The sequence below is a fragment of the Pseudomonas sp. BF-R-24 genome (assembly GCF_019947335.1).
Taxonomy (GTDB): domain Bacteria; phylum Pseudomonadota; class Gammaproteobacteria; order Pseudomonadales; family Pseudomonadaceae; genus Aquipseudomonas; species Aquipseudomonas jessenii.
Window position 1 is genome coordinate 1 of record NZ_JAGYGG010000025.1, and the last position, 25067, is coordinate 25067.

Consider the following 25067-nt stretch of genomic DNA (forward strand, 5'->3'; position numbering starts at 1 on the left):
CTCGCGAAGGCGGTGTATCAGTCAACATTATTGTTGAAAGTTAAACCGCCTTCGCGAGCAAGCCCGCTCCCACATTGGATCTGTGTTGTTAGTTAGAACCGGTTTACGGCTCCAGCTTCTGCGGCGTCTCCTGCCCCATGCAGCGCACGGCTTTTTTCTTGCTGTCGACCAGCACGCCGGTCAGGCCTTTCTGTTCGGTGTCGAACAGCACCAGCACGCCATCGATGCACTGGGCCACTTGGGCCGCCGGCGCCAGGGAAACCTTGTAGTCCTCGCCCGGCACGGTCTTGAGCATGGTGAAGTCGCTGAGCAGCAACGCATCCTCGGGCTTGGCGAAGTGCAGGTAGCCGTACCACCACAGGGCACCGACGGTGCCGAGGATGCTGCAGATACCAGTGATGATCAGCGGGATGGCGTTGCGTTCTTCACTCATTGCGGACTCTCTGGTGGTTCATCTTCTGAATTCGGGGGCGCCGGGTAGTTGGGGATTTCACCCAGGCGGCGCAGGCCGTTGAAATGTTGCGGGTCATCGAGATAACGCAGCATGACCTTGCGCCAGACCGGGTCGGCGAACGTCTGCACATGACCGCCACGGGTCAGTTGCAGCACCCGCGGCGGCGGCGCAGCTTGATACAGTCGGATGCCGTTGGAAAGAGGCACGATCGGATCGTCGATGCTGTGGTAGATCAGTTTCGGTACGTCCTTGAGTTGCGTCATGGAGTTGATCGCGCTGTCGCCGTCCGGCACCAGCCACGACAGCGGCACCTGGAACGTCCAGAACACCCATGAATTACTCAGCGCATACCGGCCGACACTGCGATAACTGGCGGGCACGCCGTCGAGGACAACAGCCTTGAGTTGTTTCTGCCGCTCGGGGTGTTGAACGAGGTAGTGGACAGCCATCGAACCGCCAAGGCTTTGGCCAAGCAGGATCAGCGGCTTGCCCTTGACCTCGGGGGCCTGGTCGAGCCATTTGAACGCCGCATCGATGTCCTGATAGATCGCCGGCAGGCTGGGCTTGCCTTCGGACAAGCCATAACCGCGATAGTCCACCAGCAGCACTTGATAGCCCTGTTCCGGCAACCACCAACTCCCGCCCAGATGCATTGGCAGATTGCCGCCGTTACCGTGCAGGTGCAGTACCGTGCCTTTGACCTCGACACCCTGCTTCACCGGCAGCCACCACGCGTTCAGCTTGAGGCCATCGGCGGTGTTCAAGGTGACGGTGCGGTATTCGAGCCCGGCCTTTTCCGGCGTGAACAACTGGCCGGGTTCGGGGTAGAACAGCAGCGAGCTGCAACCGTTCAGGACCAGGAGAAGGCAGAGGATGCCGAGGAGTTTCATCCGGTGAAACCTCGTAAAGTGTGGTTGGAATGCGACCCCATGTGGGAGCGGGCTTGCTCGCGAATGCGGACTGACATTCACCATCTCTGCTATCTGATACACCGCTTTCGCGAGCAAGCCCGCTCCCACATTGAGTCCGCGTGATCCTTAAAGGATGTTGGAGTAATCCGCCTCGATCCGGTCCAGGCTCAGGTGGTTGAGGAAGTTGGAGAAGCACATCCACGCCGACAGCGCGTTCATGTCGCGGAACTGTTCCGGCAGGTACTTGGGCGGAACCACCAGACCTTCATCCACCAACTGGCGCAAGGTACGCATGTCTTCCAGGGTGGTCTTGCCGCAGAACAACAGCGGTATCTGCTCCAGCTTGCCTTTACGCACGGCCAGTTGAATGTAGTTGTAAATCATGATGAAGCCCTTGAGGTAGGACAAGTCTTTGGTAAATGGCAGACCTGTCGGCACCGAGCCGCGGAAAACGCGACTGGCGTTGCTGTAGCTCTCGGGCATTTCGAAGCCTTGCTCGCGGAAGAACTCGAACACCTGCAGGAAGTCGGCACCCTCCTCCACCATATGGATGGCCCGCGTGCGGTTGGTCAGTTTGCGCAGGCGACTGGGGTACGAGGCGAAGGTGATGATTTCCATCAGGATCGCCAGGCCTTCCTGGGTCACCGTCGACGAGGGCGGCCCCTTGGAGAGGAAGGTGCAGATCGGCTGGTTCAGGCCGTTGAGGGTGGTGCCGACATGCACCAGCCCTTCGTGGACTTCCAGGGCGCGCACATCGCGCTGATTGAACATCGCATCGGAGCGGATCTTGATGTAGTCGGCGCCAGCCGCCGCATCGGCGACGATCCCGTCGGACTCGAACACCCGGATGGTTTCCTCGGCTTCGCCAAATACCTTGTTCAAGCGATGCTGCAACAGGTCGACCGCATCCTTGGCCGTCAGCGTCTTCGGCTCATCCTTGAGATCGCCACGGCCGTCGATGTTGTTCAGGTATTCGGACAACATCATGCCCAGGTCGGACAGCGTCGGGTCGCCGGCGTGGAACGCGTCGGACGCGGCACCGTACAATTCCTGCGAGATCAGGCCGAAATCTTCGGTGCCGCGCGCTTCGAGCATGCGCACCACCATGCGGTATTCCTTGCACATGCGACGCATGATCTGGCCGACCGGGTTGAACTGGCCGAGCTGGCGGGTGATGTCGCGCTCGATGTTCTGGAACTCCAGCTTCACTTTGCTGGAATCGAACGCCAGCGGCCGGTTGAGGTAGTAGTCGCGGTCCACCGCCGGCATTTCCTTGCCTTTGGCCTTGAGGAAGCCCTTACGAATGTTGTCGTCCCACTTGACCGCATCGAGGACGCGGATCGGCGTCTGCGCGAGCACGATGCGATCGGACAAAATGCGTATCGACTGTTGGTAATCGTCCACCCGAAACTCCTGTAGAAACCTGATTGTGCTGCTTATTTGGCTTTGGCCTGACGCTGGTAGCGTACGGCTTCGACGAACACATCGGAATTGGCCGGGTCGTCGAGGTAGGCGGCGACTTGATCCATGGAGCTGTTGATCAGCACGCCTGCGCCGTCGTCAGTCTGAAACGCTTCTCCGCTCAGGGCGTTTTGCTTCAGCGCCTGGTTGATCTGTTCGGGGTCGAGGTTGTACAGCACCAGTTCACGCTGGTCGGTCAGCTCGAAGCCGCCGATGATGAAATACCCGCCGAACTGCGCCGGCACCTTCGCCGACAAGTACCAACGGTTGCCATGGCGCGACACGGTGAAGGGGTAGGCTTCACGCTCCTTGGGTTTGGCCTTGAAGTAGCTGACGGCCTGGTAGCGATTGTCGGCGATGCGGGTCAACTCCAGATTGACGGGCTCGCCCCAGGCGCTGGTGCTGGTCCACTTGCCGAGCAACCCTTTGGGCGCGGGCTCGCTCGTGGGCAGCGGTTCCTTGAAGGTCACCAGACAGCCACTGAGCAGCAGGAACGACAAGGCGATCACAACGACACGCCAGGCTTTCATTCAATACTCCCTTGAAGATCACACGGCTTCACGCTGTGGGAGCGGGCTTGCTCGCGAAGGCGGTACATCAGTCGACATCAACTTTGACTGACACACCGCTTTCGCGAGCAAGCCCGCTCCCACAGGTCATGCACCAACCGAGCTACACCGACGCCAGCACCAGGTGCATGTAGCGCGTCAGGATGCCGAGCATTTCCTCTTCGGCGGCAGGCTCATCTACGTTGAGCAGGCCCTGATATTCCATCCGGCCGATAATCGCCGTCAACACCTTGGCATCCTGATGCGGCTCGCGCGAGCCCAATACCTGGAACAGCTGGCAAGAGCCCTGCAACAGGATTTGCTGATGCGAGCGCACCAGTTCGGCCAGGCGCGGGTTGAGCAACGCCTCCTGACGGAACGCCTGCTCGGCCATCAAATGTTCGCGACGATTGACCAATTGCCGGTGAACGTAATCGGTCATCAGCCGTGCAATGTCGTCCGCCAGTTTCGAGCGTGCCTGCGGGCTGCCATCGCCACTGGCGATCATGTCGCGCAGCAGGCCCTCGTTGTTCACCCACAGCTTGCCCATGTACGCCGCACTGCGTTCCACATATTGGGCGAAGGTATCGGTGAGCAGGTCATCGATATCCTTGAAATAGTAAGTGGTCGCCGACAACGGCACTTGCGCCTCGGCGGCCACCGCGCGGTGTCGGACGGCACGCACGCCGTCACGCACGACAATGCGCATGGCGGCGTCGAGAATGTCCTGTCGACGCTGCTCACTGCCCTGTCGGCTGGCCTTGCGGCCCTGGTACTGAACGCTTTCAGCGACCGCAGTGGCGATACCCGCTGCACCTTCTTGAGCTATTGCACGAATCACGACAGGTATTTCCTCTCAGATGAAAGTAACAAGTTGATACGTTTGTACCAGACAGGCAATAAAAAGCCGCCTCAAAGGCGGCTTTTTATTTGAAACACTTACGCTTGCGGCCGCATGTGCGGGAACAGGATCACGTCGCGGATCGACGGGGAGTTGGTCAGCAGCATCACCAGACGGTCGATACCGATGCCTTCACCCGCCGTTGGCGGCATGCCGTACTCCAGCGCACGAACGAAGTCGGCGTCGTAGTGCATGGCTTCGTCGTCGCCTGCGTCCTTGTCGGCCACCTGGGCCATGAAGCGCTCGGCCTGGTCTTCCGCGTCGTTCAACTCGGAGTAGGCGTTGGCGATTTCACGACCACCGATGAACAGTTCGAAACGGTCGGTGACGTTCGGGTTGTCGTCGTTACGACGGGCCAGCGGCGACACTTCGAACGGGTACTGGGTAATGAAATGCGGCTGCTCCAGCTTGTGCTCGACCAGCTCTTCGAAAATCATCACCTGCAGCTTGCCCAGGCCTTCGAAGCCCAGCACCTTGGCGCCGGCCTTCTTGGCGATGGCGCGAGCCTTGTCGATGTCGTTCAGATCATCGGCGGTCAGCTCAGGGTTGTACTTGAGGATCGAGTCGAACACCGACAGACGCACGAACGGCTCGCCGAAGTGGAACACCTTGTCGCCGTACGGCACGTCGGTGCTGCCCAGAACCAGCTGCGCCAGTTCGCGGAACAGTTCTTCGGTCAGGTCCATGTTGTCTTCGTAGTCGGCGTAGGCCTGGTAGAACTCCAACATGGTGAATTCAGGGTTGTGACGAGTCGAAACGCCTTCGTTACGGAAGTTGCGGTTGATCTCGAACACTTTCTCGAACCCGCCAACAACCAGACGCTTGAGGTACAGCTCCGGCGCGATACGCAGGAACATGCCCATGTCCAGCGCATTGTGGTGGGTTTCGAACGGCTTGGCTGCCGCGCCGCCAGGAATGGTCTGCAGCATCGGCGTTTCCACTTCCAGGAAGTCACGCTTCATCAGGAAGCTGCGGATGTGGGCGATGACTTGCGAACGCACGCGGAACGTCTGGCGCACGTCTTCGTTGACGATCAGGTCGACGTAACGCTGGCGGTAGCGCTGTTCGGTGTCGGTCAGGCCGTGGTGCTTGTCCGGCAGCGGGCGCAGGGACTTGGTCAGCAGGCGCACGCTGGTCATTTCGACGTACAGGTCGCCCTTGCCGGAACGGGCCAGGGTGCCTTCGGCGGCAATGATGTCGCCCATGTCCCAGGTTTTCACCGCGGCCAGGGTTTCTTCGGACAGGGTTTTGCGGTTGACGTAGACCTGGATACGACCGGTCATGTCCTGGATCACCATGAACGAGCCACGGTTGAGCATGATACGACCGGCAACCTTGACCGGGATCGCAGCCTCTGCCAGCTCTTCCTTGGTCTTGTCCGCGTACTGTTTCTGCAGTTGTTCGCAGTAGTTTTCGCGGCGGAAGTCGTTCGGGAAGGCATTGCCCTTGGCGCGCTCGGCAGCAAGCTTTTCCTTGCGCAGGGCGATCAGGGAGTTTTCTTCCTGTTGCAGGGCTTGCGGGTCGAGTTCTAGGTCGCTCATGTCTTTAAATATTCCATCACAGGTTCGTTGCCCCCAGGCCTGCGGCCTGGGGATCGCCAGCAAGCTGGCTCCTACAAGGATCGCGCCGGGTCAGCCGATCCTGTATTGCATTGCTTACAGCCCGGACTTCAGGCTCGCTTCCAGGTATTCGTCGATGTCGCCGTCGAGCACCTTGTCGCAGTCGCTGCGCTCGATGTTGGTGCGCAGATCCTTGATGCGCGAGGCATCGAGCACGTACGAACGGATCTGATGACCCCAGCCGATATCGGACTTGGTGTCTTCCAGCGCCTGGGACGCCGCGTTGCGCTTCTGCATTTCCTGCTCGTACAACTTGGCCCGCAGCATTTTCATGGCGGTGTCCTTGTTGGCGTGCTGGGAACGTTCGTTCTGGCAGCTGACCACGGTGTTGGTCGGTACGTGGGTGATACGTACGGCCGAGTCGGTGGTGTTTACGTGCTGACCACCGGCACCGGAGGAGCGATAGGTGTCGATCCGCAAGTCTGCCGGGTTAATTTCGATTTCCACCTTGTCATCGATCTCTGGCGAGACGAACACCGCGGAGAACGAGGTGTGGCGACGGTTGCCGGAGTCGAACGGGCTCTTGCGCACCAGACGGTGCACGCCGATTTCGGTCCGCAACCAGCCAAACGCGTATTCGCCCTTGATGTGCACGGTCGCGCCCTTGATCCCGGCGACTTCACCGGCGGACAGTTCCATGATGGTCGCGTCGAAGCCGCGCTTGTCGGCCCAGCGCAGGTACATGCGCAGCAGAATGTTGGCCCAGTCCTGGGCTTCGGTGCCGCCGGAACCGGCCTGGATGTCCAGGTAGGCGTTGTTCGGGTCCATTTCGTGGCTGAACATGCGCCGGAATTCCAGCTTGGCCAGACTTTCCTCGAGACGGGCCAGCTCGGCGACGACATCGCCCACTGCGCCTTCGTCGTTCTCTTCGACGGCCATGTCCAGCAGGTCGCGGCAATCGGCCAGACCGGTGTTCAGCTCGTCCAGGGTATCGACGATCTGCGCCAGCGCAGCGCGCTCGCGGCCCAGCTCCTGGGCGTATTCAGGTTTGTTCCAGACACTCGGATCTTCAAGCTCGCGATTGACTTCGGTCAGACGCTCATGCTTTTGATCGTAGTCAAAGATACCCCCGAATAGTTTCGGAGCGCTCGGACAGGTCCTTGATGGTGTTCAGGATCGGGTTGATTTCCATGACGGGCAGCACTCGTTGGCGAACTTTTGAAAGCCGGCGAGTATACCGTAATCACGCGGTCCCGGCAGCCCGCATGGCGGGTTTACCGGCGAATGGTTTCAGTTATTCCTGCCTCGCACCAGCCATGAACGCTGCAATCACCCTGCTCACGTCTTTCAGTGATGCCGCTGTCGACTGGCAGCACAGTGCCGGTGATCGCCGAAGGCTGAATCGATACCAGAAACGGAATGGCCTGGGCTACATCAGCGGGCTGACCGCTACGCCGCAGTTGATGGAAGGGGTTAACGGTCGGCAACGTCCTTGACCGGCTCGACTCCCAGGAAGGTGCCTTAGACTGGAGATTCAACCATGGCCGGGGCCACGGAGTTGATGCAGATGCATGGTGAGGCCAGTTCAAGGACCTGGTTGCGGCGCTGCACATGCACACTGGCATTCACGACCGAGTAGTCCGCCGACGGTGTGGCTCTGATCGCCTGCTGGGCCCACAACCAGACGGTTTGAACGATAGCACCGCCGCCGCGCGGCTGTGTGGCTCGCGCAACTGCCATGGCTATAAGCAACTCGCCCTTGAGGATGATGCCGTAAACATCTCTCAGAGTACTAATCAACAACAAGATTAAGACCTCGACCGATCTGTAGGAAAACAACCTCAAAAATAACGGACCAATCCTACTTAATTGGCAATTGCGCAATGCATCTGCTTTCCCTATAACTATGCAACACAAAAAAATCGACAACAACTTACTAACACCATCATCGAAAACCTTAATCCTCAGAAACCTAAGCAAGCTACAGCACCACCGCAAAACATGGACAAGTCAATTCAACTTACTAATTAAAGGACTACCATGAAAAAAATCGACAGAATAATAATTGTAGGCTTTGGAAGTATCGCCCAAGCTTTGCTACCGCTACTTTCAGAAAATTACAACTCAGAAATCATCATTTTCGACAAAGAAATCGACGCAACTCGAAAAAATATCGCGAGTGAGTATTCCGCAACATTAAACAAAAAGCTGATAACCCAAAACAACTTCCACAGTGTTTTGTCACCATTATTAAGCGACAACAGCTTCCTCTTAAATCTGGCGGTATCTGTTTCCAGCTTAGCTCTGATAAATCTAGCCCAGCGGTTCAACACACTGTATTTAGACACATGCATAGAGCCTTGGGAATACGCAAATCAAAATAACAACAACTTAAAAAGCAATCACTCTCTAAGGGAAAGTCTGAAACAATATGCGCAAACCCAGACCAGCACAACAACAGCAATTGTTGGGCACGGAGCAAACCCTGGCTTTATATCTATATTGCTAAAAAAAGCAATGCTTGAAATGGCACTCAAAAATGGAATACATGATCAACCAACAACACAATCTGAGTGGGCCAAACTATCAGAACGCCTAGAATTACAGGTCATACAAATATCAGAGCGAGACACACAAATCTCGTCCAAAAAGCGCGCACCAAAAAGCTTTATCTGCACTTGGTCTGTGGACGGACTGATTACAGAGTGCTTGCAACCAGCGGAACTGGGCTGGGGATCTCACGAAGTAGACGTTCCACTGAACGCCAAGAACAACGGATACTCACTCGAACTGATTGAACAAGGCCGAAATGTCATCGTAAAAAGCTGGTCTCCCAATTACTTAGAATTTAACGCATATCTATTAACACACAATGAATCGCTATCAATCGCCGAATACTTAACTTCAGATACCCCATCAACACCAAAATATCGACCAACCGTATACTACGCATATCATCCTTGCGACCAAGCAGTAGATTCAATGCATTTACTTTGCAGCGGGAGTGAAGATCAAATCGAATCAAAGGAAGTAATGAAAGACGATATAGTTTCCGGCATCGACGAACTCGGCATTTTCCTGATCAGCAAAAAACACAAATCACTTTGGCTCGGCTCTAATCTTTCAATAGGAAAGGCAAGAAAAATGGCAAAACATAACAGTGCAACGAGCCTACAAGTCACATCAAGCATCGTTGCTGGAATGAAGTGGGCCGAGCAAAATTCAGAATCCGGGATTCTAGAATCCGAAAGTCTAGACTGGGAATACATCTATGACTTCGTAGAACCGTACTGGCAGCCAATAATTATCCAAGAAACTGATTGGCGCCCAAGCTGCAGCGACACTCTACAATTTCATAATTTTAGGGCGCATCCAAAAAACTGATAAAACAATGGAAGTCAAACACCATGAACACAACAAAAATAACAGAACCCAGAATCCCCGCCCGTTCGACCCCGGATGCTGCCGTGGTGCTGGCTAACTTCCGATTCCCTGATACAAAACTAAGCAATATCGAGCGCACTGAATGGAAGGAGATATTATTCGACTCAGTAATTACTGAGTACGATGCACGGCGACTTTATTGGCATTTAAAGACCAAATACTCGACATACTTTCCGTCACTAGTGGGAGTGCTAAATCCTTGGCTTAGGGACGAAATTGACCATGCCTATGGTTTTGCTCTGATCTACTCATCATTCACAGGCATCCCCCTTGATCAAGTTACTCTGGAGGCCGAAGTTAGAAGCCCTGACTTCAGTGTAATCAATCCAATAACTGATGACACATTCAAACTCCTCATCATGCTGGCCTACGACGAAATTATTACCACACACGTCTATCACCGCAGCATAGCAAAATACGATAAATTCAAATCCCCACAACTCTCGAACTGGATCAGAAAAACAAAAAAAGATGAAATCAATCACTTCTTTTCCTTTATCGATAAAGCCAAAAAACTATTCCCCGAGAGGATTAATGAAACCACTTCAATCCTGGAAGAGATCTTCGCTATAGATTTCGAGAAACCAAACTACTCTGGAACATTTGTTCTGGACCACAACACACCAGACTTCCCCATTAAAAAACAAGAAATAAAAGACCTTATAATCCCTACCATCATAAAAAAAATAAAAGCATAACCCGAACTACAGGAGAAAAAAATGACCCCACCCTTCCTTACAAAAAGACACTGGAGTTCAAGAGCACTTTTCAATGAAATATCCGGCAGCGAATGGACAAACCCTGGAATCGACATAAAGTACAAAAAATTCTTTATGGCAGATTTATTTTCAGAGTATGACGCTATCAATCTTTATCATCATTTACACCTGCGGAGAGCAAAATTTTCGCCGCACTTCGTTCAGTATCTCGACTTATGGTTTGCAGATGAAAAAAATCATTCCGACGGTTTTTTTGAACTCATCCGCCTTTTATTTGGTTCAACCGAGGAAGAGCTGATAGACCAACTAAAAATAAGAACCGGAAATTTTGACCAACTACAAGAAATATTTACAAGCGAATTCAACCTACTACTTCTATTTGCTTACGATGAATACACATCAGTCAAAACATATAAAAAAGACACATTCTACAACGAGTTCGGACACCAAAACTTCAACACATGGATTAAAAACCTGATTGCGGACGAAGCCATACACTTCGGGAATGCAATAAAAATACTGAAGCACAACCACCTTTCAAATTTACACAAAGCCGAAGACATACTTCAAAGAATTGCCAAGCTCGAAGGCACACCCTATCAAAACACATTTCTTTTTGATCACGACGGCCCTCACTTTTTGCTCAACTCAAGCGAACTCGGAGCCCCTGCAGTAGAAGACATTTTATCAATACTAGCCAAAGGTTAAAAATGAAAAATCACTACTACATGGCTGCATCCTTAATACTAATGGTTTTCGGTGAAATACTAACAATTTACAGCGAAGTATACGCCTCCAAACTTCCTGAGCGATCATTGGAAACTCCTTTAATATTTGTAAAACCTGTAATACTTATCAGCATTGCCGGTATAAGTCTAATTTTCGCGTACTGGCTAGGATATCAAGCAACTGGAAATATATGGGTAGTTACTGTTGCATCCTTGACACTCCTCCTGATTCTTGAACCAATTGTGATATACGCAATGCTAAAGGAATTACCGAAAAGAGGCGCTCTAATTGGTTTCATCTTAGGAGCAACTGGTTTGGTCGCCACTGTCACACTTTAATCTGTCCTCAGGAAGAATCATGTTAAGCAAAGAAAAAATAATGAGTTGCACTATTTGCGGCTATGAATATGACCCCGCCCTGGGCGATCCTGAAAATGGAATACCACCAGGCACGCTTTGGGACGATCTGCCCGAAGATTGGTTATGCCCAGATTGTCAGATGCCTAAAGAAGATTTTGAGTAAGAACACTTATTGCGGCGTTCGCTTTCATTCTTATTGAACGCGACGCTGCCCCCCCCCTAAGCCTTTACTAAAAGTTGACATGATTGTTTTCAGACCGTCGAAAGCAAATCTGCCAGCATTCTTAAATAACAGCCAATTGCTGTATGGAGCGACTATCCGTACAAAAACTCTCCTAAACTATGCAACAAGCCTCTTTAGTCAAACTCCATGTACAGGGTTTGCGAGGACTTCGTCTTCGGACGCAGCCTCGCGGGCTCCGCAGCTGCTAAAGCGCTACGGAGCGTTGTACCGTCAGCCGACCCCCACCTGATTACGCCCATTGTTCTTCGCCGAATACAGCCCCTTGTCCGCCGCCAGGATCAGGTCGCGGCAGTTGCTGCCCGCTTTCGGGGTAATAGTCGACAGGCCGATGCTGATGGTCAGGCTCGAACCTTCGGCCGGCGAGTTATGCGGGATCTTCAGGGCTGCCACGGTCTGGCGCAGCTTCTCGGCCACCAACCGTGCACCGCCCTGGGAGGTGTTGGGCAGCACCAGGGCGAACTCTTCGCCGCCGTAGCGGGCCGGGAGGTCCGAAGGCCGGGCACTGGCGTCCTTGATCGCCGCGGCGACCTTGCGCAGGGCTTCATCGCCTTCCAGGTGGCCGAAGCTGTCGTTGTAGGCCTTGAAGTAGTCGACATCGATCATCAGCAATGACAACTGGCTCTGCTCACGCAGCGAACGGCGCCACTCCAGTTCCAGGTATTCATCGAAGTGCCGACGGTTCGACAACCCTGTCAGGCCATCGGAGTTCATCAGGCGTTGCAGCACCAGGTTGGTGTCGAGCAGTTGCTGCTGGCTGACCCGCAACGCGCGGTACGCCGCATCCCGTTGCAGCAGGGTCATGTAGGAGCGCGAGTGGTAGCGGATGCGCGCGACCAGTTCGATATTGTCCGGCAGCTTGACCAGATAATCGTTGGCCCCGGCCGCAAAGGCCGCGCTCTTGATCAGCGGGTCTTCCTTGGTCGACAGAACGATGATCGGAATGTCCTTGGTCGCCGGGTGATTGCGGTATTCGCGCACCAGGCTAAGACCGTCAAGACCGGGCATGACCAGATCCTGCAGGATCACTGTCGGCTTGATGCGCACCGCGTGGGCGATGGCCTGGTGCGGGTCGGAGCAGAAGTGGAAATCAATGTTCTCTTCGTTCGACAGGCCGCGACGCACGGCTTCGCCGATCATGGCCTGATCGTCCACCAGCAACACCATGGCGGCGTTTTCGTCGGTCTTGAAGTCGTCGAGTTGTAATTCAGTCATGTGCGGTCACCTGAGTACTACCTGAGCCAGGAATGAGGAAAAAGGTGCTCATTTGGCGAAAATCTCCAGCAATCGTGGCGCTATCTTGTCCAGCGGGCGAATCTCCACGGCAGCGTCGATGGCGGCGGCCGCCTTCGGCATGCCGTACACCGCACTGCTGTTTTGGTCTTGTGCGATGGTCAGGTAGCCCTGTTGGCGCATGAGTTTAAGCCCTTGGGCGCCATCACGCCCCATGCCGGTGAGCAAAACCCCCACGGCGTCACCGCTCCAGTAACTGGCCACGCTCTCGAAGAACACATCGATGGAGGGCCGGTAGATCTCGTTGACCGGTTCGGCGGTATACGCCAGCGTGCCGTTTTTCAACAAGCGAATATGGTGATTGGTGCCGGCCAGCAATACCGCGCCGCTTTGCGGCGGCTCGCCCTCCTGGGCCAGGCGCACATCAAGGCCGCTGGCAGTGCCGAGCCATTCAGCCATGCCGGCGGCAAACACCTGGTCAACGTGTTGCACCAGCACAATGGCCGGAGAGAAATCACGCGGCAGCCCCTTGAGCAAGACTTCCAGCGCTGCCGGCCCACCGGCGGATGAGCCAATGGCGATCAGGCCCTGGCGTGAGCCCGAACAGCGCAAGGGTGCCGGTGCCGGGCGCGGGCGGTTACCCTTGTCGCCGATCAGCCAGACGATATTCAAGATCTTGCGCAACAACGGCGCCGCCGCTTCCTGGGCATTGCCGGCACCGAGGGCCGGGGTGTCGACCACGTCCAGCGCACCGTGACCCATGGCCTCGAACACCCGGTGCACGTTCTGCTGGCGATCCACGGTGACGATGACGATGGCACACGGGGTCTCGGCCATGATCCGCCGCGTGGCCTCGACGCCATCCATCACCGGCATGATCAGGTCCATCAGAATCAGGTCCGGCGTGTCCAGCGCGCACTGGCGCACCGCCTCGGCACCATTGCCGGCGACCCAGACCACCTCGTGGGCCGGCTCGAATGCCAGGGCGCGGCGCAGGGCCTCCACCGCCATGGGCATGTCATTGACGATTGCGATCCTCATGCCCGCGCTCCTCCGATGAGCTCGACCACTGCATCGAGCAAGGCGTCGTCATGAAAACTGGCCTTGGCTAGATAATAGTCGGCCCCGGCATCCAGTCCACGGCGCCGGTCCTCTTCACGATCCTTGTAGGACACCACCATCACCGGCAGCGATTGCAGGCGATTGTCCCGACGCAGCAGCGTGACCAGTTCGATGCCGTCCATGCGCGGCATATCAATGTCGGTGATCAGCAGATCGAAATCCTCCGAACGAAGCGCGTTCCAGCCATCCATGCCGTCCACCGCAACCGCCACGTCATAGCCGCGATTGAGCAACAGCTTGCGCTGCAACTCTCGCACGGTCAGGGAATCATCCACCACCAGAATTCGTTTGCGGGCCGCCTCGACCACCTGATTGCTGTGACGGGCAATGCGCTCCAGACGCCCGGTGTTGAGCAGTTTTTCCACCGAACGCAGCATGTCTTCGACATCCACGATCAGCACCACCGAACCGTCGTCGAGCAGGGCCCCGGCGGAGATGTCCTGCACCTTGCCCAGACGCTCGTCCAGCGGTAGCACCACCAACGTCCGCTCACCGATAAACCGTTCCACCGCCACGCCGTAGATCGCATCGCGCTCGCGAATCACCACGACTTTCAGGGTTTGCCCGCTGTTCTGGCTGGCCGGACGTTGCAGCAACTGACTGGCCGCCACCAGGCCGACATGCCGGCCTTCGTGCCAGAAATGCTGGCGGCCTTCGACCTGCACGATATCCGCCGGCTCCAGGTCGCACATGCGCTCAATGTGCGCCAGCGGGAAGGCATAGGCTTCGTCGCCGACTTCCACCACCAGGCTGCGCACCACCGACAGGGTCAGCGGCACCTCAAGGTGGAAACGACTGCCCTCGCCCGCCGTCTGCTCCAACACCACCGCGCCGCGCAGCTGCCGGACCATGTGCTGCACCGCATCCAGGCCGACGCCGCGACCGGACACCTCGGTGACCTTGTCGCGCAGACTGAAACCGGGCAGGAACAGGAACGTCAGCAATTCCTCTTCGCTCAACTGCGCGGCGGTTTCCGCGAGGGATAAATTTCGTTCGACGATGCTGCGACGGAGCTTTTCCAGGTCCACGCCGTTACCGTCGTCGCTCAGTTCAAGCACCAGCAGACCGGCCTGATGGGACGCGCGCAGGCGAATCAAACCTTCCGCCGGCTTGCCGGCCAGCAGGCGCTGCTCCGGGGTTTCGATGCCGTGGTCGACCGCGTTGCGCAATAGGTGAGTCAGCGGCGCTTCGAGCTTTTCCAGTACGTCGCGATCGACCTGGGTCTTTTCGCCTTCAATTTCCAGGCGCACCTGTTTGCCCAGATCGCGCCCCAGATCCCGGACCATCCGCACTTGCCCGGTCAGCACATCGGCAAAGGGCCGCATGCGACAGGCCAGCGCCGTGTCGTACAACACCTGCGCCCGTTGGCTGGCATGCCAGGCGAACTCGTCGAGTTCGGCGTTCTTTTCCATGAGCAGTTGCTGGGATTGCGCGAGCAAGCGCCGCGCATCCTCAAGGGCTTCCTGGGCCTCCAGGCTCAAGGCGTGATCCTTGAGATGCACATTGAGATTCTCCAGTGCGCGCAGACTGTTGCTCTGCATGCGCTTGAGTCGCTGCATGGTCGCCAGGTGCGGTTTGAGCCGCAGGGTTTCCACCAGGGATTTGCTCGACAGATCGAGCAGGCTGTTCAGGCGCTCGGCGGTGACACGCAGCACACGTTCGCCGTTTTCAGTGGTGCGTTTGGTCTTGCGTGGAGCTGGCGCCGATGGCGGTTCGACGACAGGCGCCGACGACTCGACCTTCGGCGCGGGTGCTTCGAGCTGAAGTTCGGCCATCACCGGTGCGGCAGGCGCAACCAGCGGGGCCGCCGGGTCCAGCAACCGCGCCATCAACGCCACATAGGCCTCGATGTCCGTGACTTCCGGGTTGTTGCTCGGTGTGGCAATGCGCATCAGCAGATCGGTGCCTTGCAGCAACGCATCGATATGCTCGGGGCGCAACAACAGGCGGCCTTCCTGGGCGCTGACCAGGCAATCTTCCATCACATGGGCAACGCTGACCCCGGCATCGACACCGACGATCCGCGCCGCACCCTTGAGCGAGTGCGCGGCACGCATGCACGATTCAAGTTGATCGGCCAGGGTCGGGTCGCGCTCAAGCGCCAGCAGGCCGGCGCTCAAGACTAGGGTCTGGGCTTCGGCCTCCAGGCTGAACAGCTCAAGCAACGAAGCGTCGCGCATTTGCTCGGGGGTCATGTGAGGCTCCGGGTCACGGCGCACAACAGCTGCTCTTCATCCAGCCAACGCAGGCTGCGACCTTTGAATTGCAACACGCCACGGGTGTATTTGGCGCTGGCCTGAGCACCTGAGCGCGATGCGGTATCGAGGATGTGCTCGTCGATGGCGTGAATCCCGTCGACTTCGTCCACCGGCACCACCACCGGCCCGCCGTCGGCGGCGATGATCAGCATGCGTGGCATGACCCGTGCACCGGTGGCCACGCTGCTGACGCCGTCGAGCCCGAGCAGTTCCACCAGCGACAGGCAGGCAACCAGCGCTCCGCGTACATTCGCCACGCCGAGCAAGGCCCGGGAACGTTGATGCGGCAACGAGTGAATCGCTTGCAACCGCGCCACCTCTACCAGGCTACGGGTCGCAAGCCCCAACCACTCTTCACCCAGACGGAACATCAACAGCGAGCGGGTTTTCACCTCGCTCTCGACCGCGACAGACACAGTCCCGCGATCTTCCTGCTGCAATGCATAACGATCGAGCAAGCGTGTGGCAGCCGCCGAATACACCGCACAATTGCGGCAATGAATATGGTCGCTGAGCAGCGGACAGGACTTGTCACCGTGGATACCAATGCGGTTCCAGCAATCGTCGATGGCCTGGGCATCCCGGGTGACGCTAAAGGTATCGGAGGCGATCATCGTTTACGCTCACTGTCGACGGAACGTGCGCTGCGGGCGGCACGCTCCTGCAATCGTCTGGCTCCCATCGCGTCGCCCTGGGCCTGCAGCAAGCCGGCCAGGTGCATCAACGCTTCAGGATGTTGCGGTTCCAGGTACAACGCCTTGCGGTAAAAACCCTGTGCTTCAAGGGTATTGCCGGCCACATCGCTGAGCAGTCCCAACCAGTAAAAGACCTGAGCCACCGGCTCATGGCTGCGCAAGTAGCTTTCACACGCCGCTCGCGCCTCGGCGCTTTTGCCTTCATCGGCCAGCACGGCGATATTGGCCAGCAGCGCGACAGTGTCGGAGCCGGAGGTTGCAGGCGCAGGCCGCAGCGGCGCAACCCGGGCAAACGGACGGCTGCGCACTGGCGCAGGCGGTGGATTGCGCAACGGTTGCGGCACCGGCAATGGCGCAGGAACGAACGTCGGCAAGGGATCAGGGTCCGCAGTTCCCTGCCGACTGAACGCGAAGGACTGCGCGATACCAATCGAGCGCATCCCCAAACGCCCCAGCAGACCGCCTTCGGCCGGGCCGATAAACAGCACGCCGTCAACGTGGGTCAGGCACTTGAGCACTTCGAAGACTAGCTTCTGGGTCGGCTGGTCGAAGTAGATCAGCAGGTTGCGACAAAACACGAAATCGAATGGCGGTTCACCGGCCAGCAAGGCCGGATCCAGCAGATTGCCTACCTGCAGGCGCACTTGCTCGAGCACCCGCTGATCGAGGCGATAGCTCTCGCCTTCGGCGATGAAATGACGGTCGCGAAACGCAATGTCGTCACCCCGAAAGGAATTCTTGCCGTACAACGCCCGACGGGCTTTTTCCACTGACAACGGGCTGACGTCCAGGCCGTCGACCTTGAACTGGTGCGGTTTGAGCCCGGCATCGAGCAACGCCATGGCGATCGAGTACGGTTCTTCGCCCGTGGAGCATGGCAGGCTGAGAATTCGCAGTGCGCGCAGGTTGTTGATTTCGGCCAGACGCTTGCTCGCCAGTTTCGCCAGGGTGACGAAGGACTCCGGATAGCGGAAGAACCAGGTTTCCGGAACGATCACCGCCTCGATCAAGGCCTGCTGCTCGTCCCGCGAGCCCTGCAAGGTGTGCCAATACTCATCGGCCGACACTGCTTGCGAAACGATGCTGCGCTGGCGCACCGCTCGCTCGATGATCGCAGGCCCTACCGAGGTCACGTCGAGTCCGATGGTTTCCTTGAGAAAGTCGAAAAAACGCTGATCGCTGTTCATGGCCGCTCCTGCAGCAGTGCCGGATCCATTGGCGGCGAGGGAAACAACAATGCGCGCACCTGATCGTCCAGCAGATCGCCGACCCGCACCCATTGCAGCACCCCCCCCTCGTCCTTGCGCACCGGCCCGAGGTAAGGCGTCTGGCGATTGTCCAGGCCATAGGGCTGAAAATCCGCCGGATCGCAGCGCAAGGTGTCAGTCGCCTGTTCCAGAATCAGCCCGAGCAGTTGTGTCTCGGCGGTTTCATCCGGGCGATAGTTGACCAGCACCAGTCGCGTGCTGGTACGGGCCTGTGCAGGCATGCCAAAGGTCAGTGCGCTCAAGTCGATCACCGGCACCACGGTGCCCCGATAGGCGAACACCCCGGCGACCCAGGCGGGGACATGGGGAATGGGCTTCAACGGCAGGCACGGCAGCACTTCAGCCACTTCGATAGCCTTCAAGGCATAGCGCTCGTTGCCGACGCGAAACACCAGAAACAAGGCATGCAGCGCCTGCTTCACGGCAGAGCGTTTGGCCGTGATTTCGCTCATCAGACTTTGAATCGCGAAACGCCGCTGCGCAGCCCGACGGCCACCTGGCTCAGTTCATCGATGGCGAAACTGGCCTGGCGCAGAGACTCGACCGTCTGGCTGCTGGCATCACCCAACTGCACCAGCGCATGGTTGATCTGCTCGGCACCGGTAGCCTGGGCCTGCATGCCTTCGTTGACCATCAGCACCCGCGGCGCCAGCGCCTGGACCTGATGGATGATCTGCGACAACTGCTCGCCGACCTGCTGCACCTCGGACATCCCGCGACGCACCTCTTCGGAAAACTTGTCCATGCCCATGACCCCGGCCGACACCGCCGACTGGATCTCGCGCACCATTTGCTCGATGTCGTAGGTGGCCACGGCCGTCTGGTCCGCCAGGCGCCGCACTTCGGTGGCAACCACGGCAAAGCCGCGCCCGTATTCCCCGGCCTTCTCGGCCTCGATGGCGGCGTTGAGCGACAACAGGTTGGTCTGGTCGGCGACCTTGACGATGGTCACCACCACCTGATTGATGTTGCCGGCCTTCTCGTTGAGGATCGCCAGCTTGGCGTTGACCAGATCGGCCGCGCCCATCACCGAGTGCATGGTTTCTTCCATGCGTGCCAGGCCTTGCTGACCGGAACCGGCCGCCACGGAAGCCTGATCGGCGGCGGTGGAGACCTCGGTCATGGTGCGCACCAGATCCCGGGAAGTGGCGGCGATCTCACGGGAGGTCGCGCCGATTTCCGTGGTGGTGGCGGCGGTTTCGGTGGCGGTGGCTTGTTGCTGCTTGGACGTCGCGGCGATCTCGGTCACCGACGTGGTCACCTGCACCGACGAGCGTTGGGCCTGGGACACCAGAGAAGTGAGCTCGGTCATCATGTCGTTGAACCCGGTCTCTACCGCGCCGAATTCGTCCTTGCGCTCCAGGTTCAGGCGGCTGCTGAGGTCGCCGGTGCGCATGATTTCGAGGATTCTCACGATGCGGTTCATCGGCGCCATGATGGCGCGCATCAGCAACAGACCACAGAGAGCGGCCGCCAGCACCGCGATCACCAGGGAAATACCCATGATGACTTTGGCTGTGAGCACTGCATCGTCAATGGCCGCGATGTCTGTGTCCGCCACAGACTTGTTGTGACGCAGGATTTCATTGACCTTCATTCGACCCGCTGTCCAGGTCGGGGTCAGTTCACCCTTGAACATGTTGACGGCCTCGGCGTTCTGGTTGCGTTTATACAACTCGATCACCGCGGCCAGAATCCGGTGGTAGTCCTCATGAAGCTTTTCGAACGCGGCGAACTCGACTCTGTCTTCTTCGTCGGCAATCGTTCCACGGTAGAGCTCCATCTGCTCTTTCAACCGCTCGGCGTAGCCCTTGAAGCTCGCGGCATCCTCGGCAGTGAAGCTCTGCCCTTCCTCCAGGCCGAGCATGGCCTGAATGCGTACATAACTGTCGGACCACGCGCCACGAACCATCGAGCTGTAATACAACCCTGGCAGAGCGTCCTCACGCACGCTGGCCTCGCTTTTTTCGATCTTCAACAGCCGCGAATATGAGACAACCACCATCAGCAACATGATGGCGATAATTACCGCAAAGCTCGCCAAAATGCGTTGGCGTAACGTCCAGTTCTTCACAGTCATTCCTCGCAGCCGATTCGAAATGCGGGGAGTATAGCCGAGGGCGGTGTTTCATTTATAAGACGGTTGCGCGCTACTTCTCATCCCGTCAAAAAAAGGCGGGATGGGTGCCAGGGTGATTGGGCAGAAAGGGACCGTAGAATGGTCATTGGGGATGTGGGGCGGCTGAAAACGCCATCGCGAGCAGGCTCGCTCCTACATTGAGTCTCTGGTGTATGCAGAATCTGTGATCACTGAAGACCTGATGTGGGAGCGAGCCTGCTCGCGAATACAGTCTGACGGATTACAGGGAAGCCTGGCGAACCTGCTTTTCCAGCTCGGCCTTCAACCCCGGCTCCAGCTTGAGCTGCCGCGCCAGCTCATCGAGATAGGCCTTCTCCATGAAGTTTTCCTCGTCCACCATCATCACGCTGGCGATGTACATCTCGGCGGCGATTTCCGGGGAGCGGGCGGCGCGGGCGACATCGCTCGGGTCCAGTGGCTTGTTGAGCTCGGCGTGCAGCCAGTGTTGCAGCTCCTGATCGCTGTCGAGCCGGGTGAATTCGCCTTCGATCAAGGCACGCTCACGCTCATCGACATGACCGTCAGCCTTGGCCGCGGCCACCAGCGCCTTGAGAATCGCCTGACTGTGCAGCTCGACTTGTGCGTCCGGTACGCGGTCCAGGGTTTGCGGTTGCGCACCGGCCGCACCGCCCTGCTGCGCCTGCCAGTTACCGTAGGCTTTATAGGCCAGCACGCCCAACGCGGCGAGACCGCCGTAGACCGCGACCTTGCCCCCGACTTTACGGGCCTTTTTGCTGCCGAGCAGCAAGCCCATGGCGCCTGCCGCCAATGCCCCGCCACTCGCACCGGAGAGCAAGCTGCCGAGGCCTCCGCTGCCACCGCTCGCACCCTTTTGCTGCGGGCTGCCGGCCTTGTTCTGCAACAGGTCCTGGCCGGACTTGAGTAGTTGATCGAGCAATCCACGGGTATTCATTTACCGCCTCCACAAGACGTTTAACCTGAAACCAAGACCACCAGCCTAAAACGAAAGTGCCCACGCCCCGTGGGCGAGAGTGCTTCCAGATGTTGCACTCCCTCAATGCACCCATTGCCGCTTGCCCCGGCCTATCAAAAAAAACGATATACACTCTCGCCAATCGATAAAAACAGCCCACCGGGTGCTTTCCCATGATGACTTTGCGTCAGATCCGTCATTTCATCGCCGTGGCCGAGACCGGCTCGATCTCGGCTGCCGCGCAAACCGCGTTCATTTCCCAGTCGACCCTGACCCTGGCAATCCAGCAACTGGAGGAGGAAATCGGCGTCAGCCTGTTCAACCGCCATGCCAAGGGCATGACCCTGACCCACCAGGGGCATCAATTCCTGCGTCAGGCGCACTTGATCCTGGCCACGGTGGATAACGCCAAGCGCAGCCTGCAACAGAGCACCGACCAGGTCGCCGGGCAACTGATCGTCGGCGTGACCAGCCTGGTGGCCGGTTATTACCTGGCGGATTTGCTCACCCGTTTCCAGCGCGCCTACCCCAACGTGGAAATCCGAGTTATGGAGGATGAGCGCCCGTACATCGAGCATTTGCTGGTCAGCGGCGAGATCGATGTCGGCGTGCTGATCCTGTCCAACCTCGAAGACCGCCACGCATTGCAGACCGAAGTGTTGACCCGCTCGCCGCACCGGCTATGGCTGCCGGCCCAGCACCCGCTGCTGGAACACGACAGCATCAACCTCGCCGACGTGGCCCGCGAGCCATTGATTCAACTGAACGTCGATGAAATGGACCGCAATGCCCAACGTATGTGGTCCGCCGCCTCCTTGCAACCGCGCATCACCCTGCGCACGGCCTCGACCGAAGCGGTGCGAAGCCTTGTAGCCGCTGGCCTGGGCGTATCGATCCAGCCCGACATGACCTATCGCCCGTGGTCACTGGAGGGCGACATCATCGAAGCGCGGCCGATCGCCGACCTCAGCCAGACCCTGGATGTCGGCCTGGCCTGGCGTCGCGGCACCGCGCGGCCGGCGCTGGTGGACCCGTTCCTCACGGTCGCGCGTGAACAACCCCACGGCGGGCGCAAGCCATCTATTTAATCGAACGCTACCTTCAGTATTTAGTATTTGTTGTCCTCGGGTCCGCGAACTAGTCTTGTTGCATCTAATAAAGACGGCCGGGGCCCAGTCACAGGGAGCGCTGCCATGTCTACACAACAAGCCACACAAAAAACGAGAACCCGAAAAATGGCTGGCGCGCAGACCCCGTTGTTCACCGCCTTGTTGATCGATGGTGAATTAGTCGCAGGGCAAGGCTGTGCCGAACCCATCATCAATCCTGCCACCGGCGAAATCCTGACGCAGATCGCCGAAGCCGGCACCGAACAAGTCGAAGCAGCCATCCTCGCCGCCCACCGCGCCTTTGCCGGTTGGTCGCGGACCACGCCACAACAGCGCTCAAACCTGCTGTTGGACATCGCCAACGCCATCGAAAAAAACGCCGACCATCTCGCCCGTCTCGAAGCCCTGAATTGCGGCAAGCCGTTGCACCTGGCCCGTCAGGATGACCTCAATGCCACGGTCGACGTGTTCCGCTTCTTCGCCGGTGCCGTGCGTTGCCAGACCGGCCAGCTCAGCGGCGAATACCTGCCGGGCTACACCAGCATGGTCCGGCGCGATCCTATCGGGGTCGTGGCGTCGATTGCGCCGTGGAACTACCCGATCATGATGGCCGCGTGGAAAATCGCCCCGGCCCTCGCCGCTGGCAACACCCTGGTGTTCAAGCCGTCGGAACACACGCCGCTGTCGATCCTGGCCCTGGCGCCAGCGCTGGCCGAGATCCTGCCGCGCGGTGTAATCAACATTATTTGCGGTGGCGGCGAAGGCGTCGGCAGCCACCTGGTGAGCCACCCTAAAGTGCGCATGGTGTCGCTGACCGGCGATATCGTCACCGGCCAAAAGATTCTCCAGGCCGCGTCGAAGACACTCAAACGCACCCACCTCGAACTCGGTGGCAAGGCCCCGGTGATCGTCTGCAACGATGCCGACATTCAGGCCGTGGTCGAAGGCGTACGCACCTACGGCTACTACAACGCCGGCCAGGATTGCACCGCCGCTTGCCGCATTTATGCCCAGGCCGGGATTCATGACCGTCTGGTGGCCGAGCTCGGTGCGGCCGTCAGCAGCCTGCGTTTCGCCGGCAAGCGCGATGCCGACAACGAAATCGGCCCGCTGATCAGTACCCGCCAACGCGACCGCGTAGCCAGTTTCGTCGAACGCGCCTTGGGCCAGCCGCACATCGAACGGGTGACCGGTGCCGCGGTGCACTCCGGCGCCGGCTTCTATTACCAGCCGACCCTGCTCGCCGGTTGCAAGCAAAGTGACGAGATCGTCCAGCGCGAAGTGTTCGGGCCGGTGGTCACCGTGACCCGCTTCGATGAGCTGGAACAAGCGGTGGACTGGGCCAACGACTCGGAATACGGCCTGGCCTCGTCGGTCTGGACCCAGAACCTCGACAAGGCCATGCAGGTCGCGGCGCGCTTGCAGTACGGCTGCACCTGGATCAACAGCCACTTCATGCTGGTCAGCGAAATGCCCCACGGCGGCTTGAAGCGCTCGGGCTACGGCAAGGACCTGTCCAGCGATTCGCTTCAGGACTACAGCGTGGTGCGGCACATCATGGCCCGCCATGGCGAGCATCTCTGACTAAGCTAATAACAAGCCGCCAACGGCATGCTTCACCACGTTCACAACTGCCCCGACCATAATTTAAAGAAGAGGGAATTCCAATGTTCGTGCACAAGACCGCACTGCTCAGTGCAATCACCACCGCGCTGCTGGCCAGCGCCAGTGTCCAGGCCGCCGAGCCGCTCAAAGCTGTCGGGGCGGGCGAAGGCCAACTGGATATTGTGGCCTGGCCCGGCTACATCGAACGTGGCGAGAGCGACAAGGCCTACGACTGGGTGACCGGTTTCGAGAAGGAAACCGGCTGCAAGGTCAACGTCAAGACCGCCGCCACCTCCGATGAAATGGTCAGCCTGATGGCCAAGGGCGGTTACGATCTGGTCACGGCGTCCGGCGACGCCTCCCTGCGCCTGATCGTTGGCAAGCGTGTGCAGCCGATCAACACCGCGTTGATCCCGAACTGGAAAAACCTCGACCCGCGCCTCAAGGATGCACCCTGGTACGTGGTCAACAAGCAGACCTACGGCACCCCGTACCAATGGGGCCCGAACGTGCTGATGTACAACACCAACGTGTTCAAGACCGCGCCCACCAGCTGGGGCGTGTTGTTCAACGCGGAAAACCTGCCGGACGGCAAGCCGAACAAGGGTCGCGTGCAGGCCTATGACGGCCCGATCTACATCGCCGACGCGGCGCTGTACCTGAAGTCCGCCAAGCCGGAACTGGGCATCCAGAGCCCGTACGAACTGACCGAAGCCCAGTACAAGGCCGTGCTCGATCTGCTGCGCGCCCAGCAGCCGTTGATCCACCGCTACTGGCACGACACCACCGTGCAAATGAGCGACTTCAAGAACGAAGGCGTGGTCGCCTCCGGTGCCTGGCCGTATCAGGTCAACGGCCTGATGAACGAGAAGCAGCCAATCGCCTCGACCATCCCGAAAGAAGGCGCCACCGGGTGGGCCGACACCACCATGCTGCATGCCGAAGCCAAGCACCCCAATTGTGCCTACAAGTGGATGGACTGGTCGCTGCAACCGAAAGTCCAGGGTGACGTAGCGGCCTGGTTCGGCTCGTTGCCAGCGGTGCCGGCAGCGTGCAAGGGCAGTGAATTGCTCGGCGCCGAAGGCTGCAAGACCAACGGTTTCGACAATTTCGACAAGATCGCCTTCTGGAAAACCCCGCAGGCTGAAGGCGGCAAGTTCGTGCCATACAGCCGCTGGACCCAGGACTACATCGCGATCATGGGCGGCAGGTAACACACCGTTTCTGTGGCAAAAACGCTTTTGTGGCGAGGGGGCTTGCCCCCGTTGGAGGGCGAAGCCCTCCCCTAGTCCGTCACTGCGGTCTGGCAGACCGCGTCCACCGTTTTCAGGGCTGCTGCGCAGCCCAACGGGGGCAAGCCCCCTCGCCACAGTCAGT

The 25067-nt window shown here is 58.4% G+C and carries 25 protein-coding genes; 8 read left to right on the forward strand and 17 right to left on the reverse strand.

Annotated elements, in window-relative coordinates; genetic code table 11:
- Window positions 1–103 precede the first annotated feature (103 nt).
- From KGA98_RS19340 to KGA98_RS19380, 9 genes are all read right to left on the reverse strand, one after another.
- On the reverse strand, window positions 104–433 hold the full coding sequence (locus KGA98_RS19340; protein ID WP_102669805.1) for a hypothetical protein: 330 nt from the start codon (window positions 431–433) through the stop codon (window positions 104–106).
- On the reverse strand, window positions 430–1344 hold the full coding sequence (locus KGA98_RS19345) for an alpha/beta hydrolase (RefSeq protein ID WP_223503182.1): 915 nt from the start codon (window positions 1342–1344) through the stop codon (window positions 430–432). Before KGA98_RS19345 ends, KGA98_RS19340 begins: the two co-directional genes overlap by 4 nt.
- 147 nt (window positions 1345–1491) lie before the next feature.
- Window positions 1492–2769 carry a flavohemoglobin expression-modulating QEGLA motif protein gene (locus tag KGA98_RS19350; RefSeq protein ID WP_057716204.1) on the reverse strand — a complete coding sequence of 426 codons (1278 nt, stop codon included), beginning with the start codon at window positions 2767–2769 and terminating at the stop codon, window positions 1492–1494.
- A 32-nt stretch (window positions 2770–2801) separates the two neighbouring features.
- On the reverse strand, window positions 2802–3356 hold the full coding sequence (locus tag KGA98_RS19355; protein WP_090453338.1) for a hypothetical protein: 555 nt from the start codon (window positions 3354–3356) through the stop codon (window positions 2802–2804).
- A gap of 142 nt (window positions 3357–3498) precedes the next feature.
- Window positions 3499–4215, reverse strand: a complete 717-nt coding sequence (locus KGA98_RS19360) for a TetR/AcrR family transcriptional regulator (RefSeq protein ID WP_007992006.1) — start codon at window positions 4213–4215, stop codon at window positions 3499–3501.
- 98 nt (window positions 4216–4313) lie between these two features.
- Window positions 4314–5816, reverse strand: coding sequence for a lysine--tRNA ligase (lysS, locus tag KGA98_RS19365; RefSeq protein WP_057716207.1), 1503 nt, complete (start codon window positions 5814–5816; stop codon window positions 4314–4316).
- Between the two features lie 114 nt (window positions 5817–5930).
- Window positions 5931–7026 (reverse strand): peptide chain release factor 2 gene (gene prfB / locus KGA98_RS19370; RefSeq protein ID WP_109790603.1). Its coding sequence is split into 2 segments (ribosomal slippage): window positions 5931–6953 and window positions 6955–7026, totalling 1095 coding nucleotides; the frame shifts between segments, so codons are not numbered across the junction.
- An 82-nt stretch (window positions 7027–7108) separates the two neighbouring features.
- Window positions 7109–7459 (reverse strand): SDR family oxidoreductase, encoded by a 351-nt coding sequence (locus tag KGA98_RS19375; protein ID WP_317848961.1) that lies wholly within the window; start codon window positions 7457–7459, stop codon window positions 7109–7111.
- The gene (locus KGA98_RS19380) at window positions 7356–7637 is read right to left on the reverse strand and encodes a hypothetical protein (RefSeq protein ID WP_223503277.1); all 282 of its coding nucleotides are present in this window, start codon (window positions 7635–7637) and stop codon (window positions 7356–7358) included. Before KGA98_RS19380 ends, KGA98_RS19375 begins: the two co-directional genes overlap by 104 nt.
- Before the next feature lie 237 nt (window positions 7638–7874).
- On the opposite strand from KGA98_RS19380, the gene KGA98_RS19385 reads away from it, so the two are divergent.
- Genes KGA98_RS19385 through KGA98_RS19405 form a run of 5 tightly spaced genes read left to right on the forward strand, consistent with a single transcriptional unit; the run spans window position 7875 to window position 11248 of the window.
- Window positions 7875–9218: a saccharopine dehydrogenase C-terminal domain-containing protein gene (locus KGA98_RS19385; RefSeq protein WP_223503186.1), complete on the forward strand. Its 1344-nt coding sequence runs from the start codon at window positions 7875–7877 to the stop codon at window positions 9216–9218.
- 23 nt (window positions 9219–9241) lie between these two features.
- Window positions 9242–9976, forward strand: a complete 735-nt coding sequence (locus KGA98_RS19390; protein ID WP_223503188.1) for a ferritin-like domain-containing protein — start codon at window positions 9242–9244, stop codon at window positions 9974–9976.
- Between the two features lie 21 nt (window positions 9977–9997).
- Window positions 9998–10705, forward strand: a complete 708-nt coding sequence (locus tag KGA98_RS19395; protein WP_223503190.1) for a hypothetical protein — start codon at window positions 9998–10000, stop codon at window positions 10703–10705.
- 2 nt (window positions 10706–10707) lie between these two features.
- Window positions 10708–11064 carry a hypothetical protein gene (locus tag KGA98_RS19400; protein WP_411736672.1) on the forward strand — a complete coding sequence of 119 codons (357 nt, stop codon included), beginning with the start codon at window positions 10708–10710 and terminating at the stop codon, window positions 11062–11064.
- 19 nt (window positions 11065–11083) lie between these two features.
- A complete protein-coding gene (locus tag KGA98_RS19405; protein ID WP_223503192.1) occupies window positions 11084–11248 on the forward strand; it encodes a rubredoxin in 165 nt (54 codons plus the stop codon).
- A 291-nt stretch (window positions 11249–11539) separates the two neighbouring features.
- Here the strand turns inward: KGA98_RS19405 and KGA98_RS19410 are convergent, their stop codons facing one another.
- From KGA98_RS19410 to KGA98_RS19445, 8 genes are all read right to left on the reverse strand, one after another.
- Window positions 11540–12541, reverse strand: a complete 1002-nt coding sequence (locus KGA98_RS19410) for a PleD family two-component system response regulator (protein WP_218495022.1) — start codon at window positions 12539–12541, stop codon at window positions 11540–11542.
- Between the two features lie 48 nt (window positions 12542–12589).
- Window positions 12590–13600, reverse strand: a complete 1011-nt coding sequence (locus KGA98_RS19415; protein WP_223503194.1) for a chemotaxis response regulator protein-glutamate methylesterase — start codon at window positions 13598–13600, stop codon at window positions 12590–12592.
- Window positions 13597–15876, reverse strand: coding sequence for a hybrid sensor histidine kinase/response regulator (locus KGA98_RS19420; protein WP_223503196.1), 2280 nt, complete (start codon window positions 15874–15876; stop codon window positions 13597–13599). The genes KGA98_RS19415 and KGA98_RS19420 overlap by 4 nt, the downstream gene beginning before the upstream one ends.
- Window positions 15873–16553 (reverse strand): chemotaxis protein CheW, encoded by a 681-nt coding sequence (locus tag KGA98_RS19425; RefSeq protein ID WP_223503198.1) that lies wholly within the window; start codon window positions 16551–16553, stop codon window positions 15873–15875. Before KGA98_RS19425 ends, KGA98_RS19420 begins: the two co-directional genes overlap by 4 nt.
- Window positions 16550–17821: a CheR family methyltransferase gene (locus KGA98_RS19430; protein ID WP_223503200.1), complete on the reverse strand. Its 1272-nt coding sequence runs from the start codon at window positions 17819–17821 to the stop codon at window positions 16550–16552. The genes KGA98_RS19425 and KGA98_RS19430 overlap by 4 nt, the downstream gene beginning before the upstream one ends.
- On the reverse strand, window positions 17818–18354 hold the full coding sequence (locus KGA98_RS19435; RefSeq protein WP_223503202.1) for a chemotaxis protein CheW: 537 nt from the start codon (window positions 18352–18354) through the stop codon (window positions 17818–17820). Before KGA98_RS19435 ends, KGA98_RS19430 begins: the two co-directional genes overlap by 4 nt.
- Window positions 18354–19976 carry a methyl-accepting chemotaxis protein gene (locus KGA98_RS19440; protein ID WP_150812974.1) on the reverse strand — a complete coding sequence of 541 codons (1623 nt, stop codon included), beginning with the start codon at window positions 19974–19976 and terminating at the stop codon, window positions 18354–18356. Before KGA98_RS19440 ends, KGA98_RS19435 begins: the two co-directional genes overlap by 1 nt.
- 286 nt (window positions 19977–20262) lie before the next feature.
- Window positions 20263–20955: a tellurite resistance TerB family protein gene (locus KGA98_RS19445; protein WP_223503204.1), complete on the reverse strand. Its 693-nt coding sequence runs from the start codon at window positions 20953–20955 to the stop codon at window positions 20263–20265.
- Between the two features lie 194 nt (window positions 20956–21149).
- On the opposite strand from KGA98_RS19445, the gene KGA98_RS19450 reads away from it, so the two are divergent.
- The 3 genes from KGA98_RS19450 to ydcS all read left to right on the forward strand — a co-directional run bounded on the left by KGA98_RS19450 (window position 21150) and on the right by ydcS (window position 24904).
- Window positions 21150–22064, forward strand: coding sequence for a LysR family transcriptional regulator (locus tag KGA98_RS19450; protein ID WP_223503206.1), 915 nt, complete (start codon window positions 21150–21152; stop codon window positions 22062–22064).
- 147 nt (window positions 22065–22211) lie between these two features.
- Entirely contained in the window at window positions 22212–23669 is a 1458-nt protein-coding gene (locus KGA98_RS19455) for a gamma-aminobutyraldehyde dehydrogenase (protein WP_223503208.1), read from the forward strand.
- 83 nt (window positions 23670–23752) lie between these two features.
- Window positions 23753–24904, forward strand: coding sequence for a putative ABC transporter substrate-binding protein YdcS (gene ydcS / locus KGA98_RS19460; protein ID WP_057716218.1), 1152 nt, complete (start codon window positions 23753–23755; stop codon window positions 24902–24904).
- The last annotated feature ends 163 nt before the right edge of the window (window positions 24905–25067 follow it).